We start from the raw sequence: 16542 nt of genomic DNA, 5'->3' as shown, positions 1-16542 counted from the left end.
GGCCGCGTCCCGCGCGGCCCTCGCGGCGGTCCGCGGCTCAGGGTGTTCTCAGGGTCTTCTCGGGGTCGCCCCCGGTAGAGGGGGGCGGCCCCCTTTGTCATAGTGAAGAGGTGGAGCTAGAGAACACCCCCCAGTTGAGGGCGTCGGACGCGGACCGGGACCGGGTGGCGGAGATCCTCGGAGACGCGCTCTCCGAGGGCAGGCTGACCCCGGAGGAGCACTCCGAGCGCCTGGACCGCCTCTACGCCGCCAAGACCTACGCCGAACTGGAGCCGCTCACCGGCGACCTGCCCCGCCCGAAGGTCTCCCTGTCCAAGGAGGAGCCCTCCCTTCCCCCGCCGGTCCGCGGCTCCAGCGACATCCAGTGCTTCTTCGGCGCGGCCGAACGCAAGGGCCGCTGGCTCGTCGAGCCCGTCACCACCGTCAACTGCGTCTTCGGCGGCGTCGACCTCGACTACCGCACCGCGGTCCTCACCCAGCGCGAGGTCGTCGTCAACGTCAGCTGCATCTTCGGCGCCGTCGACGTCGTCGTCCCCCCGGGCGTCCGCGTCGAGAGCAACGCCTCCGCGATCTTCGGCGCCGTCGACGACCCCGGCAACGACACCGTCGACCCCCACGCCCCCGTCATCCGCTTCACCGGCTTCATCCTCTTCGGCGCCCTCACCGTCAAGCGCAAGCTCACCCGCGAGCAGCGCCGCGCCCAGCGCGCCGCCCGCCGCTCCCGCCACCACCTCTGACGCCCGGCCGCCCCTCGGCGCGCAAGCACACCGGGAGTCCGCACACACGCGAGAAGCCCGTGCCTGACGGCACGGGCTTCTGTGGTGAAGAGCGGAGGAGAGTGCTCAGACCGCGTGCTCCTTGTCGGGCTGGCAGACCAGGCAGGGAGTGCAACCGCGCTCCTTGGCGGTGTCGCGGCTGATGCTCTCCAGGTCCTCGTCCTCCTCGCCGATGTCCTCGATGAGGGCGCAGTCCGGGCGGTGGTAGCGCTTGGTGCCGCTGAGGATGCGGACGATGGGGCCGCCGGGGGCCTCCTCGGGCTCACGGGAGCCGGGGACCACGGGGTGGGTGTCGGCGGCGGGCTCTGCGAGCGCCTCCTCCTCGGCGGCGTGCTCGGGCCGGGAGGCCGGGTCCTCGGAGGAGTCGCCCTCGGGCTCGGGGTCGGACGCGGAGCCGACCGGTTCCGGCAGGACCGGGTCCTCCAGCGGAGACCCGCTCAGCGGGGACTCCTCCAGCGGCGGCTCGGGCAGGGGGGTTCCCTGCTCGGGGGTGGGCCGGTCGAGGGCGGGCTCGGCTTCGGCGGACTTGGACCAGAAGGGCTCCGCGGGCGCCGGAGAGGACCAGGAGTCGCCGCTCCGGCGGGGCTCCAAGGGGTTCGGGCCGCTGTAGGACTCCTCCGGCAACGGGTAGGAGGGGTCGAGCGGGTCGGCGGTCAGCGCCTTGGGGTCCCAGTCGGTGATGGTGTCGGCGGCGGGGGGCTCCGAGGACACGGGCCCGGACGTCCAGTCCATGCCGCCGACGGCGGAGAAGGAGCCGGACCGCTCCTGCGGGAGCGAGGGCGCCGGGTCCGGCTCGGAGGCCGGGGCCGCCTCGAAGTTCAGGGTGGGTTCGAGGCCCGGGCCGGGCTCGGTGGCGAGGCCGGGGTCCGGCTCGCCGTCCGGCGCACCGCCGCCCGCCGCGGCCGCGGTGGCGCGCGCCGCCAGAGCGGTGTCGGGCAGGCAGGCGGTGCAGGGGCTGAACCCCTCTTCCTGGGCCTCTATGTAGGTGAGCTCCTCGGTCTGCCGTCCGGCGAGCTGCCGGCAGGTGTCGAGGTGGTAGCGCTTGCGGCCGGGGATGACGTACACGAGCGCGTCGTCCGGCACCTGCGCGGTCGGCATCGGGAAGGCGTACGGAGTGTCCTCCTCCGGCTCGGGGAGGGGGGCGGGCTCCTCGGTCGCCTTGGCCGCCGCCCGCCGTGCCGCCCTGCCGGTGGGCCGGGACTTGGGGGCCGCGGGGCGGGCCGGGGCGGACCCGAACAGCTCCCTGCGCCGGATGAGCACTCCGATGGCCAGGCACAGGGCCGACACGACGCTGACAGCGATCGAGACATAGATCAGCTGCAGCCCCGTCAGGCCCAGCACTCCCTGCTCTTCCGTCACGATCCCCGCCACCAGCAGGGCGATCGCCACGATGACCAGCAGGCCACTCAGGATGATCACAAGGACTCCCTCTCCCGGTACCCAGCGCTTCGACCGGTCCTCGCGACTGGGCGAGGTGTCGGCAGAGTCAGCACCCTATCGCCTGTCGGAGCATCAGCACGTCAGGCGAAGAGGCCGTGTCAACGAAAGATCGACATCTTCCGCGTACACGCTCGTCCGGTGTACCGACGGGTCAGCGGCGGTCGTGCGGCGGGGCTTCCACCGCGGCGTGGAAGGCGCCGGTACCGCTGTGCTGCGCGGGCTCGGCCGGGGGCGGGAACGGGGTGGGGCCGGTGGAGACGGGGGCGGGCTGGCCTGCGTGGGCCGCCACGGGGACCGGCTGGGGGCCTGTGATCGTCGCTCCGGGGAAACCGCCCTCGTTGGCGCCGACCTCGAGCTCGCGCAGCTGGCCTTCCAGGTAGGCCTTCAGCCGGCTGCGGTACTCGCGTTCGAAGGCGCGCAGGTCGTCGACCTTGCGCTCCAGCTCCTCGCGCTGCTGCACCAGGGAGCCCATGACCTGGCGGTGCCGCTCCTGGGCGTCCCGGTCGAGCTGCTCGGCCCGGGAGCGGGCCTCGGAGACGATCTGGTCGGCCTGGCGGCGCGCCTTGCCCAGGATGTCCTCCGCCTCGCGGCGGGCTCGGCCGAGGGTCTCGTCGGCCTCCCGGCGGGCGTCCGCGATCGCCTGGTCCGCGGTCTGCTGCGCCAGGGCGAGCACCCGCGCCGCGGTGTCCATGTTGTCCTCGGTGCTGGGCCGGGGCTCGATGCGCGGCTCGTGCGCCAGGCCCATGCCGACCGGCTCCGGCTGCTGCATGGGCTCGGGCTGCCGGATCGGCTCCGGCATCGGGGGGGCGAGATCCTGCTTGGGCTCCACGATCGGGGCCGCCATGGCGGGGACCTTGCCGCGCAGGCACTCGGCCAGCTTGGCCCGCAGTTCCTCGTTCTCCTGGATCAGGCGGTCGAGTTCGGCCTCGACCTCGTCGAGAAAGGCGTCGACCTCTTCCTCGTCGTATCCCGGTCGAAGCCGGGTCGTGCTGAACTGCTTGTTCCGCACATCCGCGGGTGTCAGCGGCATGGTGGTCTCCTTGGCGCGCTTGGAGTCTGTCCCAGAGGACGGTATCCGATCAAAGCTCCCGGGCGAAGACGATCATGGCGTCAGCCCTCCGACCACCCGAATCAGGATCAGGACGATCAGAAAGAGCACCATGAAGCTCAGATCGAGACTCACGTTACCCAATCGCAACGGTTTGAAGATACGTCTCAGACGAATGAGGATGGGTTCTGTGACCGTCCAGATGGGTTCTGCGAACACCAGAACGATCCCCTTGGGCCGCCAAGGCTGCCTCGACGTGCTCTCCGCATACATCTTGAGGTAGTCCAGGATCAGCCTGCCGATCAGGATCAGCAGGAACAGATACAGCACCACCGTCAGGATGGCTCCAACGACTGTCACGGACACTCTCGCATGTGGCTGTCAGCTTTGGTTGAAGAATCCGCGTTCTGCCATCCTGGCCTTGTCTTCGGCGGTCACCTCGACATTGGCCGGAGAGAGCAAGAACACTCTGTTCGTAACACGTTCGATGCTCCCGTGGAGCCCGAACACGAGACCTGCCGCGAAATCGACCAGCCGTTTGGCGTCGCTGTCGACCATCTCCGTCAGATTCATGATCACCGGGGTGCCCTCACGGAAATGCTCCCCGATGGTCCGAGCCTCGTTGTACGTCCTAGGGTGAAGCGTAGTGATACGCGCCAAATCCGATACAGCGGGCTCTCGCCTCTCCTGCGCCGGCACCGGCGGACCCGTCGCGATCTGCGTGGGCTGGTGGTCGTCCTCGACCGGACGACGGCGGGGCGGGTGCGCCGTGTGCTCCGCCTCCGGCTCATCGTATTCTTCGTCGTAGACGTCATAGTCGTCATATCGGTCGTCCTCGACGAGGCCGAGATAGACCGCCATCTTGCGCATCGCGCTGGCCACTGGGCCCCTCCGATCCGATATTCCGTCCAGGATGTCCTGTTCAACCCGAGTCGCGGACGTCGCCCGCTACTTACTCGCGGACATTACCCGACGATTGTCCGCCTACCTCCGAGCAACGCCGTACCGATGCGCACGTGTGTCGCACCACAGGCGATCGCCTCCTTCAGGTCACCGCTCATACCGGCCGAGACGATCCCGGCGTCCGGATGGACGGATCTCAGCTTCTCGGCGTATCCGGCCAGCCGTTCGAACGCCGGAGCCGGATCGGCGCCCAGCGGCGCGACCGCCATGATGCCACCGAGTTCCAGTCCGGGGGCAGTGCTTATCCGGTCGGCCAGTGCCAAGAGGTGATCAGGTTTTACCCCGCTCCGCCCGGACGAATCAGGAGGATCCAGCGAAACCTGCGCCAAACAAGTCACTTTTTTCCCCTGTTTCACCGCCTCCTCCGAGAGGGCGGTGACCAGACGCGGCCGGTCGACGGACTGTACGACCCGCGCGTATCGCACGACCGACTTGACCTTGTTGGTCTGCAGCGCTCCGATGAAGTGCCAGACGAGAGGGAGGTCGCCGCAGGCGGCCGCCTTGGGGGCGGCCTCCTGGTCGCGGTTCTCCCCCACGTCGGTGATGCCCAGACCGGCCAGCAGCCGGACATCGGACGCAGGGAACGTCTTGGTGACCGCGATCAGGGTGACCTCGCCCGGGTCCCGCCCCGCCTCCCGGCAGGCGAGAGCGATCCGTTCCCCAACGTCCCGCAGATTGGCTGCGAGCTCTTCTTCGCGTGTCACTGCTACTTCAGGAAGTCGGGGACGTCGAGGGGGTCGTCGTCGTCGAACACGACGGGACGGCGCCGGGTGGGCTCCCCTCCGGTGAACCGGTCGAAACGGGTCACCGCGGGCGGATCCTGCACCGGCCGCGGCACCTTAGGGTGCGCCTGCTCCGGCTGTTCCTCCGAGGCGTCCTCCTGCGACCCGGCCGACTCCTCGAGCGACGCGGGCTCGGGCTCCGGCGCGGGCTCGGGGACCTTCGGCCCCGGCTCCGGCGGGGCCGCCGGAGTCACCGGCTTGGCGGCCGCCTCGGTGACGGTGGGCCGGATCGGTGGCGGCGGCAGCCGTTTGACGTCCGGTTCGGGCGCCACCGGCTGGATCTCGTCGAAGCCCGCCGCGATGACGGTCACCCGCACCTCGTCGCCGAGCGCGTCGTCGATGACCGCGCCGAAGATGATGTTGGCGTCCTGCGCCGCGGCGTTGGACACCAGCTGCGCCGCCTCGTTGATCTCGAACAGGCCGAGATCGGAGCCGCCGGAGATGGACAGCAGCACCCCGTGGGCGCCGTCGATGCTGGCCTCCAGCAGCGGGCTGGAGATCGCCATCTCGGCCGCGGCCACGGACCGGTCGTCGCCGCGCGCCGAGCCGATGCCCATGAGCGCCGAGCCGGCTCCCGACATCACCGACTTCACGTCGGCGAAGTCCAGGTTGATCAGACCCGGGGTGGTGATGAGGTCGGTGATGCCCTGGACACCGGAGAGCAGGACCTGGTCGGCGGCCTTGAAGGCGTCCAGCACGCTGACCTGCCGGTCGGAGATCGACAGCAGCCGGTCGTTGGGGATGACGATGAGGGTGTCGACCTCGTCGCGCAGCGTCTCGATGCCCGCCTCGGCCTGGGCGGCCCGGCGCTTGCCCTCGAAGCTGAACGGACGGGTGACCACGCCGATGGTCAGGGCGCCGAGGGTACGGGCGATGTTCGCCACGACAGGGGCGCCGCCGGTGCCGGTGCCGCCGCCCTCGCCCGCGGTCACGAAGACCATGTCGGCCCCCTTGAGGACCTCCTCGATCTCCTCGCGGTGGTCCTCGGCGGCCTTGCGGCCGACCTCGGGGTTGGCGCCGGCGCCCAGTCCCCTGGTGAGTTCGCGGCCGACGTCGAGCTTGACGTCGGCGTCGCTCATCAGAAGCGCCTGGGCGTCAGTGTTGATCGCGATGAACTCGACGCCCTTGAGCCCCTCTTCGATCATCCGGTTGACGGCATTGACACCGCCGCCGCCGATACCGACGACTTTGATGACCGCTAGGTAGTTCTGCGGTGCTGCCACGAGGAGGGGCCTTTCCGCTAGCTTGCTGTTCCAGATAAACCTTGACCCTCAAGTTGAGGCTTACAGTTATGTCAACCTGAGGACTGCTAGGGACAGTAGGGCTGCCCCCCATCAGGGTCAACTAACAGGGGCACAAGGAGATCGGCGTGTCGCAGTGACGCCGACTCACCCTGATTCGCGGGAATTGCCGATCATCTGGTAGTGACCACTTCCGGCGCGCTGACGTCTATGGTGCGCGCGGCCCGGCCCGCCTTGGTCGACAGCAGCGCCTTCAACAGGCGGTGCTTCTCGTCGGTGCGCTCGGCCGCGCCCCACACCACGGTGAGACCGCCTTCCAGCCGCAGAACCACTGATTCAGCACTCAACGCTTCAATTGTCACCAATTTCGTTTTCCACCGCGGCGGCAGTTCCCGCAGCACCTTCAGTCCCTCCCGGGTCGCCGGATCTCCCGCGCCCGGGGCCGCCACCACGAAAAGCGGCAGGTGAGCGGGCCTGCGAGGAGACGTGAGAACTGTCACACCGAAGCGGTCCACGTGCTGGAACAGACCGTTCTGCTCGACCGTGGCGATCGGGGACCGCTCCCGCACGGTGATGACCAGGGTCGTGGGCCAGCTCCGCGACACCGAGACCGACTCCACTTCCCGGACTCCGGCCACCCGGCGCTTCACCGCCCCCGCGTCCAGCCGCGCCAGCGGCGTCCCGACCGGGACCCTGGCCGCCTGCAGCACCCGCTCGCGGTCCAGCAGCGAGATTCCGCGCACCGACACCTCGCGCACCACCAGCAGCTTGGAGCCGAGCACCACCCAGACCGCGGCGCCGAGCAGCGCCGCGATGAGCAGGACGACGAACAGCACCTTCCAGCGGGCGCGCCGGACGGGGCGCTTGCGCTCCGGGAGCTCCGGATCCTCCCCGGGCTCCCCGGCGTCCCGCGCCGGATCGTCCCTCGAAGAGGGCGGCTGCGTGGTGGCCATGTGCCGATGATGTCCTCTCCCCGCGCCCGCTGGAACCTCCGACACGCCAGGCCGCCGGACCCGGCCCGGCCCGGCGTCAGGAGAGCAGGGACAGGATCCGCGGGCCGAGCGTGGTGACGTCGCCCGCACCCGCGGTGATCACGACGTCGCCGGGCGCGGCGAGCGCGGCGACCCGCTCGGCGGCGGTGGCGAAGTCGGGCAGGTAGTGCACCTGCGGCCCCTCGGGCACCGCGTCGACGATCAGCCGGCCGCTCACCCCCGGCTCGGGATCCTCGCGGGCGCCGTAGACGTCCAGGACGACCGCGACGTCGGCTGCGCCCAGGGCCGCGCCGAACTCCGCGGCGAAGAACCGGGTGCGGCTGTACAGGTGGGGCTGGAAGACCACGACGATCCGGGACCGGCCGCTCTCCCCGACGTAGTCGCGGGTCGCCGACAGGTCCGCGGTCAGCTCGGTCGGGTGGTGCGCGTAGCTGTCGAAGACCTGGACGCCTCCGGCCTCGCCCTTCAGCTCGAGCCTCCGGCGGGCCCCGCCGAAGGCGGCCAGGCCCTCCACCACCTTGGCCAGGTCGGCGCCGAGCGCCTTGGCGACCGCGACGACGGCCGCGGCGTTGAGCGCGTTGTGCCGTCCGGGGACCGAGAGCTCGACCGGGCCGACACCTGAGAGCTCGAACGTGGAGCCGAGCCCGCGCGGCGTGAATCCGGTGACCCTGACGTCGGCGTCCTCGGCCTCGCCGTAGCCCAGCACCCGGGGCGCCTTGGCCGCCAGTTCCCGCACCACCGGGTCGTCGACCCCGGCGACCAGGATCCCGCCGGGCTCGATGCGCTCGACGAAGCGCGCGAAGTTCGCCTTGACCTCCTCGAACCCCCCGTAGTTGTCCAGGTGGTCGGCCTCGACGTTGGTGATGACCGCCACCCGCGGGGAGTACATGAGGAATGAGCCGTCGCTCTCGTCCGCCTCGGCCGCGAACACGTCGCCGGTGCCCTCGGCCGCGCCCAGGCCGGTGGTGACCAGCTGGCCGCCGATGCAGTAGGACGGGTCGAGGCCCGCGTGCTGCAGGGCGACCGTGAGCATCGAGGTGGTCGTGGTCTTGCCGTGCGTACCGGCCACCGCGACCGCCCGCCGCCCCGCCATGAGCGAGGCCAGCGCCGCGGCCCGGTGCAGGATCCGCAGCCCCCGCTCCCGCGCGGCGGCCAGTTCGGGGTTGTCCTGGCGGATCGCGGTGGAGACCACGACGGTGTCGGCGTCGCCCAGGTGGGCGGCGTCGTGCCCGACGAAGACCTTCGCGCCCATCCCGGCGAGCTGCTCCAGCAGCTCGGAGTCCTTGGCGTCGCTGCCGGAGACCGTCATGCCGCGGCCCAGCATGATCCGCGCGATGCCGGACATGCCGGCGCCGCCGATCGCGATGAAGTGCACCTTCCCCAACTGGTCGGCGGGCACGACGTCGACGGGACTGACGAGGCTCACGAGTTGCCCCCTCTTCTGGCGCGGACGACCTCGAAGACCATCTGCGCGAGCTTGACGTCGGCGTCTCGGTGGCCCATCCGGGCGGCGGCCTCCGACATGCGCACGACGGTTTCGGCGTCCTTCAGGATCGGCAGCATGTTGTGGACGATCCACTCGGGGGTCAGCGCGCCGTCCTCGACCATGAGGCCCCCGCCTCCGTCCACGATCGGCTGGGCGTTCAGCGCCTGCTCCCCGTTGCCGATCGGCAGCGGCACGTACGCCGCCGGCAGGCCGACCGCCGACAGCTCGGCGCAGGTCATCGCGCCCGCCCGGCACATGGCCAGGTCCGCGGCGGCGTAGGCGAGGTCCATCCGGTCGCAGTAGGGGATCGTGACGTACTGCGGCTCGCCCGGGCGTCCGGGCGGGGCCTCCTCGGTGTTCTTCTTGCCGACGATGTGCAGCACCTGCACCCCGGCGGCGCGGAAGGCCGGAGCCGCCGCCACCGCCGCCCGGTTGAGGGAGCGGGCGCCCTGGGACCCGCCGAAGACCAGCAGGGTCGGCAGGTCGGCGTCGAGCCCGAAGTAGCTGCGGGCCTTGTCGCCGATGGCCAGCCGGTCGAGCTCGGCGATCTGCCGGCGGATCGGGATGCCGACGAACCTGGCGTGCGGCAGCGGTGAGTCCTGGTGGGAGACCGCGACGTGCTCGGTGAAGCGCGCGCCGAGCTTGTTGGCCAGGCCCGGCTTGGGGTTGGCCTCGTGCACGATGATCGGGATGTGCCTGCGGCGGGCGGCCAGATAGCCCGGGGTCGCCACGTACCCGCCGAAGCCCACGAGGACGTCGGCGCCGACCCGGTCCAGCACCGCGGCGGCGGAGTTGATCGCGCCGTTCAGCCGGCCGGGCACCGCGAGCAGCCGGGGGGTGAGCGTGCGGGGCAGCGGGACCGGAGGGATGAGCGCGAGCTCGTAACCGCGCTGCGGGACCAGGGTGGTCTCCAGGCCGCGCTCGGTGCCCAGGCAGGTGATCTGCACGGACGGGTCCATGCGTCGCAACGCGTCGGCGAGGGCGAGCGCCGGCTCGATGTGCCCGGCTGTGCCACCGCCGGCGAGGACAACCCTCATGACACGACAACCTTTCTGCAGAGATCCTCGAATCTCGGTACGGGGGGTTCTATCTGGGTCCCAGACCCAGCCAGCTTAGGACGCGCGCGCCCGGTCCGGGACCACGCGCGGCCAGCGCCTGGCGGGCGCCCGGCTCCCGCTTGGCGAACGCCAGCAGGATGCCCAGCGCGATGAGCGTGGGGATCAGCGCCGAGCCTCCGTAGGACACCAGCGGCAGCGGGATGCCGGTGATCGGTAGGACGTTGATGACCGCGCCGATGTTCACGATCGCCTGGACCACGATCCAGGCGGTGATGCCGGTGGCGGCCAGCCGCATGAACGGGTCGCGCACCCGCCTGGCGATCCGCAGCCCGGCGTAGGCCAGCAGCCCGAACAGGCTCAGCACGATGAGGGTGCCGACCAGCCCGAACTCCTCGCCCAGGACGGCGAAGATGAAGTCGGTGTCGCCGTGCGGAAGGTACTCCCACTTGGCCCGGCCCTCGCCCACGCCGGTGCCGAACCAGCCGCCCGAGCCCAGCATGAACAGGCCCTGGTTGCTCTGGTAGCCGGCGCCCAGCGGGTCGCCCGAGGGGTCGAGGAAGCCGGTGAGCCGCTGCATCCGGTAGGGCTCGACCACGATGAGGATGGAGGTCAGCAGCAGGACCAGCGCCGAGACGCCGACGAACAGCCGCATCGGGGCGCCGATCACCCACAGCAGGGCCAGGAAGATCACGAAGAGCACCAGGGTGGTGCCCAGGTCGTCGCCGAGCATGACCAGGATGACGATGAGGCCGGTGCCCGGCAGCAGCGGGATGAGCAGCTGCTTCCAGTCCGTCAGCATCCGCAGCTTCTCCTTGCGGGCCAGCAGGTCCGCGCCCCACAGCACCAGCCCGAGCTTGGCCGGCTCGGACGGCTGGAGCTGGAACCCGCCGCCGAAGCTCAGCCAGCGGGTCGCCCCGCCCGCGCTCTGGCCGAGGCCGGGCACCAGCACCAGGGCGAGGCCGAGGATGGCCAGCAGCATGATCGGATAGGCCAGGACCCGGAAGGTGCGCACCGGCAGCATCGCGGTCAGCACCATCAGCGGCAGGCCCAGCGCCACCCAGGTGGCCTGCTTCTGCAGCAGCGTGAACGCCGAGCCGGTGTTCTTGAGCGAGATCACCGAGGAGGCCGACAGCACCATGGTCAGGCCGAGGGTGAGCAGCAGCAGCGAGCAGCCGATGACGAGGTAGTAGGAGGTGAGCGGGCGGTCCAGCAGGCTGAGCACGTTGGCCACCTGGACCCTCAGGCCCGTCCTGGCGCGTTCCGGCTCGGCTCCGCCGGTGGAGGCGGCCGTCACGAGCCCGGCTTCTCCCCTCTCGCCGGGGGATCGGCGGGATCGGCGCCGGCGCTTCCCAGCCGTTCCACCGCGGCGGCGAACGCGTTCCCGCGTGCCTTGTAGTCGGCGAACATGTCCATGGAGGCGGCCGCGGGGGCCAGCAGTACGGTGTCGCCCGGCTGTGCGAGCCGGGCCGCCTGGTTCACCACGAGGTCCATCGCATCAGTGTCCGTCGCGGCGACCTCGGCGACCGGAACCCCGGGGGCGTGTCGCGCGAGAGCCTCGGCGATCCGGGCCCGGTCGGCGCCGAGCAGGACGACGCCGCGCAGCCTCGGGGCGGCCGTGGCGACGAGGTCGTCGACGTCGGCGCCCTTGAGCAGCCCGCCCGCGATCCACACGATGTGCTCGTAGGCGGCCAGGGACGCGGCGGCGGCGTGCGGGTTGGTGGCCTTGGAGTCGTCCACGTAGGCGACCCCGCCCACGTCCGCGACGAAGGCGATCCTGTGCGGGTCGGGGCGGAAGGCCCGCAGCCCCTCCCGGACCGCCTCGGCCGGCACCCCGAAGGCACGGGCCAGCGCGGCGGCGGCCAGCGCGTTGGCCACGTTGTGCGGGGCGAACGGGACGACGTCCCGCAACTCGGCCAGCTCGTCGGCCGAACGTGCCGGGTCGGCGACGGTGGCGCGGTCGACCAGGAGGTCCTCGACCACGCCGAACTGGCCGGGAGCCGGCATCCGCAGGGTGAACCCGTAGGCGTCCGGGCCGGCGAGCGCGACCGTCGTCTCGTCGTCGGCGTTGCAGACCCGGATCGTCCCGGGCCCGTAGATCTTGGCCTTGGCCCCGGCGTAGGACTCCAGCGAGCCGTGCCAGTCCAGGTGGTCGGGCGCGACGTTGAGGACGGCCGCCGCGTGCGGCGCCAGGCTGGAGGACCAGTGCAGCTGGTAGCTGGACAGTTCGACGGCCAGCACGTCGTGGTCGGCGAGCACCGCCTCGACGATGGGCTCGCCGACGTTCCCGACGGCCACCGCGTCGTGCCCCGCGGCGGTGAGGATGCTGGTGAGCATCCTCACCGCGGTGGTCTTGCCGTTGGTCCCGGTCAGCGCCAGCCAGGGCGCGGCGCCCTCGGCCGGACGCAGCCGCCAGGCCAGCTCCACCTCGCCGATGATCTCCACGCCCCGGGCCGCGGCGGCGGCCAGCAGCGGCGTGGACGGCTTCCAGCCGGGGGAGGTGACGACCAGCTCGGTGCCCTCCGGCAGGGTCTCGCCGTCGCCGAGGCGGACCGTGACGCCCGCGGCCCGCAGCTCGGCCAGGCCCTCGATGCCCTCGGTCCGGGCGTCCACCGCGGTGACGACCGCGCCGCGTTCGGCCAGCACCCGCGCGGCGGCCCGGCCGGACACGCCCAGCCCGGCCACCGTGATGTGAACGTCCTTGAACCGCATTACTTGGGCACCCACTCCAGATAGAACAGGCCGACGCCGGCGGCGACGCACAGGCCGCAGATCAGCCAGAACCGCACCACGATCGTGGTCTCCGCCCAACCCGACAGCTCGAAGTGGTGCTGCAGCGGGGCCATCTTGAACAGACGTCTGGGCTGGTCGAACAGTTTACCGCTGATCTTGAACCAGCCCACCTGCAGGATCACCGACATGGTGATCAGCACGATCATGCCGCCCAGGATGGCCAGCAGGAACTGGGTGCGGGTGGTGATGGCCAGCCCCACCAGCACGCCGCCCAGGGCCAGCGAGCCGGTGTCGCCCATGAAGATCTTGGCGGGCGGGGCGTTCCACCACAGGAAGCCGAAGCACGCGCCGAGCACGGCCGCGGCGACCACCGCGAGGTCGAGGGGGTCGCGCACCTCGTAGCAGTTGGGCACCAGGGCCTGGGCGCAGCTCTGCCGGAACTGCCAGTTGCCGATGATCACGTAGGCGGCGAGGATCAGGCCGACGGTGCCCGACGCCAGGCCGTCCAGTCCGTCGGTGAGGTTCACGCCGTTGGACACGCCCTGGATGAGGATCAGCGCCCAGAGCACGAACAGGTAGGGGCCGATGCTCGGCCCGAAGTCCCGCAGGAACGACAGCGAGGGCGCCGCCGGGGTGAGCTGCATCGGGTTGGGGAACTGCAGGCAGCCCACCGCGAAGACCACGCCGACGATGACGATGCCGGTGGCCTTGGCGCGGCTGCGCAGGCCGAGGCTGCGCTGCTTGAAGACCTTGATGTAGTCGTCGACGAAGCCGACGACGCCCAGGCCCGCCATGAGGAACAGCACGAGCCCGCCGGAGATCGTCGGGACCGTCCAGGTGATCAGGTGGGCCGCGGCGTACCCGGTCAGCGAGCCGACCACGATGACGGTGCCGCCCATGGTGGGGGTGCCGCGCTTGCTCTGGTGGGTGCTGACGCCGTCCTCACGGATCATCTGCCCGTAGCCGAGGCGTACCACCAGCCGAATCCACAGGGGGGTGCCGAGCAGGCCGATGATCAGAGAGATCCCGCTCGCCAGGATTACGTTGTTCACGCCTCATCCTCCGGGGGGGCGTCCGTGAGCAGTGCCCGGGCCACCCGCTCCAGTCCGGCGACGCGCGAGCCCTTGACGAGCACCACGTCCCCCGGCCTGAGCCGTTCGCCCAGCACGGCCACCGCCGTACCGACGTCATCCACCTGTACGCACTCTCCGTTCCATGACGCCACCCGCTTGGCGCCCTCCAGCAAGGGCGCCGCAGCCGGACCGACCGCGACCAGACCGGTGACACCGGTCCGCGCGGCATGTTGTCCGATCTTCTCGTGTTCCGCAACGGAGGCGGGCCCCAACTCGGCCATGTGGCCGAGCACCGCATAGGTCCGGCGCCCTCCGGACATCATGGACAACGCGTCGAGCGCGGCGCGCATCGACTCCGGATTGGCGTTGTAGGCGTCGTTGACGACCGTCAGGCCGTCCGCCCTGCGGTCGACCTCCATGCGCCAGCGGCTGACCGGCACGGCGCGCGACAGCGCCGCGGCGACGTCCTCCAGCGGCATCCCCGCCTGCCGGGCCGTCGCGGCCGCGGCCAGCGCGTTGGCGACGGCGTGCGCGCCGTGCAGCCGCAACTCCACCCGGACGGAGCCCTCGGGGGTGACCAGGGTGAACCTGGCGCGGCCCTCCTCGTCACAGGTCTCCTCGACGGCCCTGACCTCGGCCTCGGGGGAACGCCCGAACAGCACCGCGCGGCCGTCGGTGCGCGCGGCCATGGCCCGCACCAGCGGGTCGTCGGCGTTCAGCACCGCCGCCCCGGTGTGCTCCAGCGCCTCGACCAGTTCGCCCTTGGCCCGGGCGACGGCCTCGCGGCTGCCGAACTCGCCGAGGTGCGCGGTGCCGACGTTGAGCACCACACCGATGTGCGGCGGGGCGATCCGCGTCAGGTAGGAGATGTGACCGACTCCACGCGCGCTCTTCTCCAGCACCAGGAAGCGGGTGGACTCGTCGGCCCGCAGCACGGTCAGAGGGTGGCCGATCTCGTTGTTGAGCGACCCCTCGGGGGCGATCGTGGGGCCGGCCTCGGCCAGCACCTGGGCGATGAGGTCCTTGGTGGAGGTCTTGCCGGAGGATCCGGTGATCCCGATCACGGTGGCCCGCGGCAGCCGGCCCAGCACGCCCTTGGCCAGTCGGCCCAGCGCGCCCACGACGTCGTCCACCTCGTGGACGTCGTCGCAGGGGCCGGCCACGACGGTGGGGATGCCCGGAAGCGGCCGTCCGCCCAGGACGCCGGCCGCGCCGCCCGCCATCGCGGCGGCGGCGAAGTCGTGGCCGTCCACCCGCTCGCCGGGCAGCGCGACGAACAGCGCGCCGGGCCCGGCCTGACGGGAGTCGATGACGACCGGGCCGGTCACCAGGGCGTCGGGACCGTGCAGCGTGCCGCCGGTCAGCGTCGCGATCTCGGACAGGGAAAGCTCTATCACCGGCACTCCCGGATGGCCTTGGCGAGGACCTCGCGGTCGTCGAACGGGGTCACCTGCCCCGCTGTGTACTGTCCGCGCTCGTGGCCCTTGCCCGCCACCACCAGCACGTCGCCCCGGCCCGCCCTGGCGACGGCCAGCGCGATAGCCGCCGCCCTGTCGGGCTCCACGACCACCTGGGCGCGCTCGGCCCGGGGCACCTCCAGCACGCCCTCCAGCATCGCCGTCAGGATGGCCAGGGGGTCCTCGGACCTCGGGTTGTCGTCGGTGAAGATCGCCAGGTCCGCCAGCCGGGCCGCGGCCGCGCCCATGAGCGGGCGTTTGCCCTTGTCCCGGTCGCCGCCGCAGCCCAGCACGATGATCAGCCTGCCCTCGGTGACCGGGCGCAGGGTGGTCAGCACCGCCTCGACCGCGCCCGGCTTGTGCGCGTAGTCGACGAGCGCGGCGAACTCCTGGCCCTCGTCCACGCGCTCCATCCGGCCGGGGACGCCCGGCATCCGGGCCACCCCGTCGACCGCGCGCTGCAGCGGGATGCCCGCCTCGACCAGGGCGACGATCGCGCCGAGCGCGTTGGCGACGTTGAACGGGCCGGCCAGCCGCACCTGCGCGACCGCCTCGATGCCGCCGGGGCCCACGATCCGGAACGAACTGCCCTCCGGGCCCAGCCTGACCTCCTCGGCCCGCCAGTCGGCGCCTCTGTCGCCGCCGGGCGAGAACGTGGTGACGGGCACCTCGGCGATCCCGGCGAGCCTGCGCCCGTAGGGGTCGTCGGTGTTGACGACGCCCACGAGGCTGTGCGCACGGGTGAACAGCTTCGCTTTGGCGGCGAAGTAGTCGTCCATGGTCGGGTGGTAGTCGAGGTGGTCCTGCGACAGGTTGGTGAACAGTGCCACGTCGAAGACCACGCCGCCGACCCTGGCCTGCTCCAGCGCGTGGCTGGAGACCTCCATGGCGATCGCCTCGACCCCGCGCTCGAGGGCGGTGGCGAAGGTGGCGTGCAGGTCGGTGGACTCGGGGGTGGTCAGCGCGGACGGCAGCCGCTCGCCCGCCAGGCGGGTCTCCACCGTCCCGATCACCCCGGCGGGAAGTCCCGCCCCGGTCAGGCCCGCCTCCAGGATGTAGGCGGTGGTCGTCTTGCCGCTGGTGCCGGTGACGCCCAGCAGCAGAAGCTGCCTCGCCGGGTCCCCGTACACGTAGGCCGCGGCGTCGCCCAGCACCGGGCGGACCGCCTCGACGACCAGGACGGGCAGGCCCGTCTCCTCCGCGGCCTCGCGGCCCTCGGGGTCGGTCAGGATGGCGGCCGCGCCGGCCTCGGCGGCCTGCGCGGCGAACTGCGCCCCGTGGAACCGCGCTCCGGGGAGCGCGGCGTACAGGTCGCCCGGCCGGATCTGCCGGGAGTCATGGGTGACCCCGGAGATCTCGCCTTCGAGCGGCCCGGGCACACCGAGCCGCTCTGCGAGACCCGACAGCGGCCGAGCGGGATTGCTCGAAGGACGCATCTCATGGCTCTCTCGTACGGACATCGCTCTGTCTGACGCCGACACGGGAGCCCTGGTTGG

At 71.6% G+C, this 16542-nt stretch carries 15 protein-coding genes; 1 reads left to right on the top strand and 14 read right to left on the bottom strand.

Annotated elements, in window-relative coordinates; translation table 11 throughout:
• Window positions 1–110 precede the first annotated feature (110 nt).
• Window positions 111–737 carry a DUF1707 domain-containing protein gene (locus ABGB12_RS09235; protein ID WP_347675872.1) on the top strand — a complete coding sequence of 209 codons (627 nt, stop codon included), beginning with the start codon at window positions 111–113 and terminating at the stop codon, window positions 735–737.
• A 105-nt stretch (window positions 738–842) separates the two neighbouring features.
• On the opposite strand, the gene ABGB12_RS09230 is transcribed toward ABGB12_RS09235, so the two are convergent.
• The 14 genes from ABGB12_RS09230 to ABGB12_RS09165 all read right to left on the bottom strand — a co-directional run bounded on the left by ABGB12_RS09230 (window position 843) and on the right by ABGB12_RS09165 (window position 16482).
• On the bottom strand, window positions 843–2195 hold the full coding sequence (locus ABGB12_RS09230; RefSeq protein ID WP_347675870.1) for a hypothetical protein: 1353 nt from the start codon (window positions 2193–2195) through the stop codon (window positions 843–845).
• 172 nt (window positions 2196–2367) lie between these two features.
• Window positions 2368–3246, bottom strand: coding sequence for a DivIVA domain-containing protein (locus ABGB12_RS09225; RefSeq protein ID WP_347675868.1), 879 nt, complete (start codon window positions 3244–3246; stop codon window positions 2368–2370).
• 72 nt (window positions 3247–3318) lie between these two features.
• Window positions 3319–3624: a YggT family protein gene (locus ABGB12_RS09220; protein WP_347675866.1), complete on the bottom strand. Its 306-nt coding sequence runs from the start codon at window positions 3622–3624 to the stop codon at window positions 3319–3321.
• Between the two features lie 21 nt (window positions 3625–3645).
• A complete protein-coding gene (sepF, locus tag ABGB12_RS09215) occupies window positions 3646–4146 on the bottom strand; it encodes a cell division protein SepF (RefSeq protein ID WP_347675864.1) in 501 nt (166 codons plus the stop codon).
• Window positions 4147–4229: 83 nt separating this feature from the next.
• Window positions 4230–4931, bottom strand: a complete 702-nt coding sequence (locus ABGB12_RS09210) for a YggS family pyridoxal phosphate-dependent enzyme (protein ID WP_347675862.1) — start codon at window positions 4929–4931, stop codon at window positions 4230–4232.
• 2 nt (window positions 4932–4933) lie between these two features.
• Window positions 4934–6232 carry a cell division protein FtsZ gene (ftsZ, locus tag ABGB12_RS09205; RefSeq protein WP_347675860.1) on the bottom strand — a complete coding sequence of 433 codons (1299 nt, stop codon included), beginning with the start codon at window positions 6230–6232 and terminating at the stop codon, window positions 4934–4936.
• A gap of 191 nt (window positions 6233–6423) precedes the next feature.
• Window positions 6424–7203: an FtsQ-type POTRA domain-containing protein gene (locus ABGB12_RS09200; RefSeq protein ID WP_347675858.1), complete on the bottom strand. Its 780-nt coding sequence runs from the start codon at window positions 7201–7203 to the stop codon at window positions 6424–6426.
• A 76-nt stretch (window positions 7204–7279) separates the two neighbouring features.
• Entirely contained in the window at window positions 7280–8668 is a 1389-nt protein-coding gene (gene murC, locus ABGB12_RS09195; RefSeq protein ID WP_347675856.1) for a UDP-N-acetylmuramate--L-alanine ligase, read from the bottom strand.
• On the bottom strand, window positions 8665–9765 hold the full coding sequence (gene murG / locus ABGB12_RS09190) for an undecaprenyldiphospho-muramoylpentapeptide beta-N-acetylglucosaminyltransferase (protein ID WP_347675854.1): 1101 nt from the start codon (window positions 9763–9765) through the stop codon (window positions 8665–8667). The genes murC and murG overlap by 4 nt, the downstream gene beginning before the upstream one ends.
• Window positions 9766–9814: 49 nt before the next feature.
• Window positions 9815–11080, bottom strand: a complete 1266-nt coding sequence (ftsW, locus tag ABGB12_RS09185; protein ID WP_347675852.1) for a putative lipid II flippase FtsW — start codon at window positions 11078–11080, stop codon at window positions 9815–9817.
• Window positions 11077–12495: a UDP-N-acetylmuramoyl-L-alanine--D-glutamate ligase gene (murD, locus tag ABGB12_RS09180; protein WP_347675850.1), complete on the bottom strand. Its 1419-nt coding sequence runs from the start codon at window positions 12493–12495 to the stop codon at window positions 11077–11079. Before murD ends, ftsW begins: the two co-directional genes overlap by 4 nt.
• Window positions 12495–13568 (bottom strand): phospho-N-acetylmuramoyl-pentapeptide-transferase, encoded by a 1074-nt coding sequence (mraY, locus tag ABGB12_RS09175; RefSeq protein ID WP_347675848.1) that lies wholly within the window; start codon window positions 13566–13568, stop codon window positions 12495–12497. Before mraY ends, murD begins: the two co-directional genes overlap by 1 nt.
• Window positions 13565–14986: a UDP-N-acetylmuramoyl-tripeptide--D-alanyl-D-alanine ligase gene (gene murF / locus ABGB12_RS09170; RefSeq protein WP_347675846.1), complete on the bottom strand. Its 1422-nt coding sequence runs from the start codon at window positions 14984–14986 to the stop codon at window positions 13565–13567. The genes mraY and murF overlap by 4 nt, the downstream gene beginning before the upstream one ends.
• A complete protein-coding gene (locus ABGB12_RS09165) occupies window positions 14983–16482 on the bottom strand; it encodes a UDP-N-acetylmuramoyl-L-alanyl-D-glutamate--2,6-diaminopimelate ligase (RefSeq protein ID WP_347675844.1) in 1500 nt (499 codons plus the stop codon). The genes murF and ABGB12_RS09165 overlap by 4 nt, the downstream gene beginning before the upstream one ends.
• Window positions 16483–16542 lie beyond the last annotated feature (60 nt).

The organism is Actinocorallia sp. B10E7 (assembly GCF_039871655.1).
Taxonomy (GTDB): Bacteria; Actinomycetota; Actinomycetes; order Streptosporangiales; family Streptosporangiaceae; genus Actinocorallia.
Note: the sequence above shows the minus strand (reverse complement) of the source record. Positions and strands in the feature narration are given on the sequence as shown.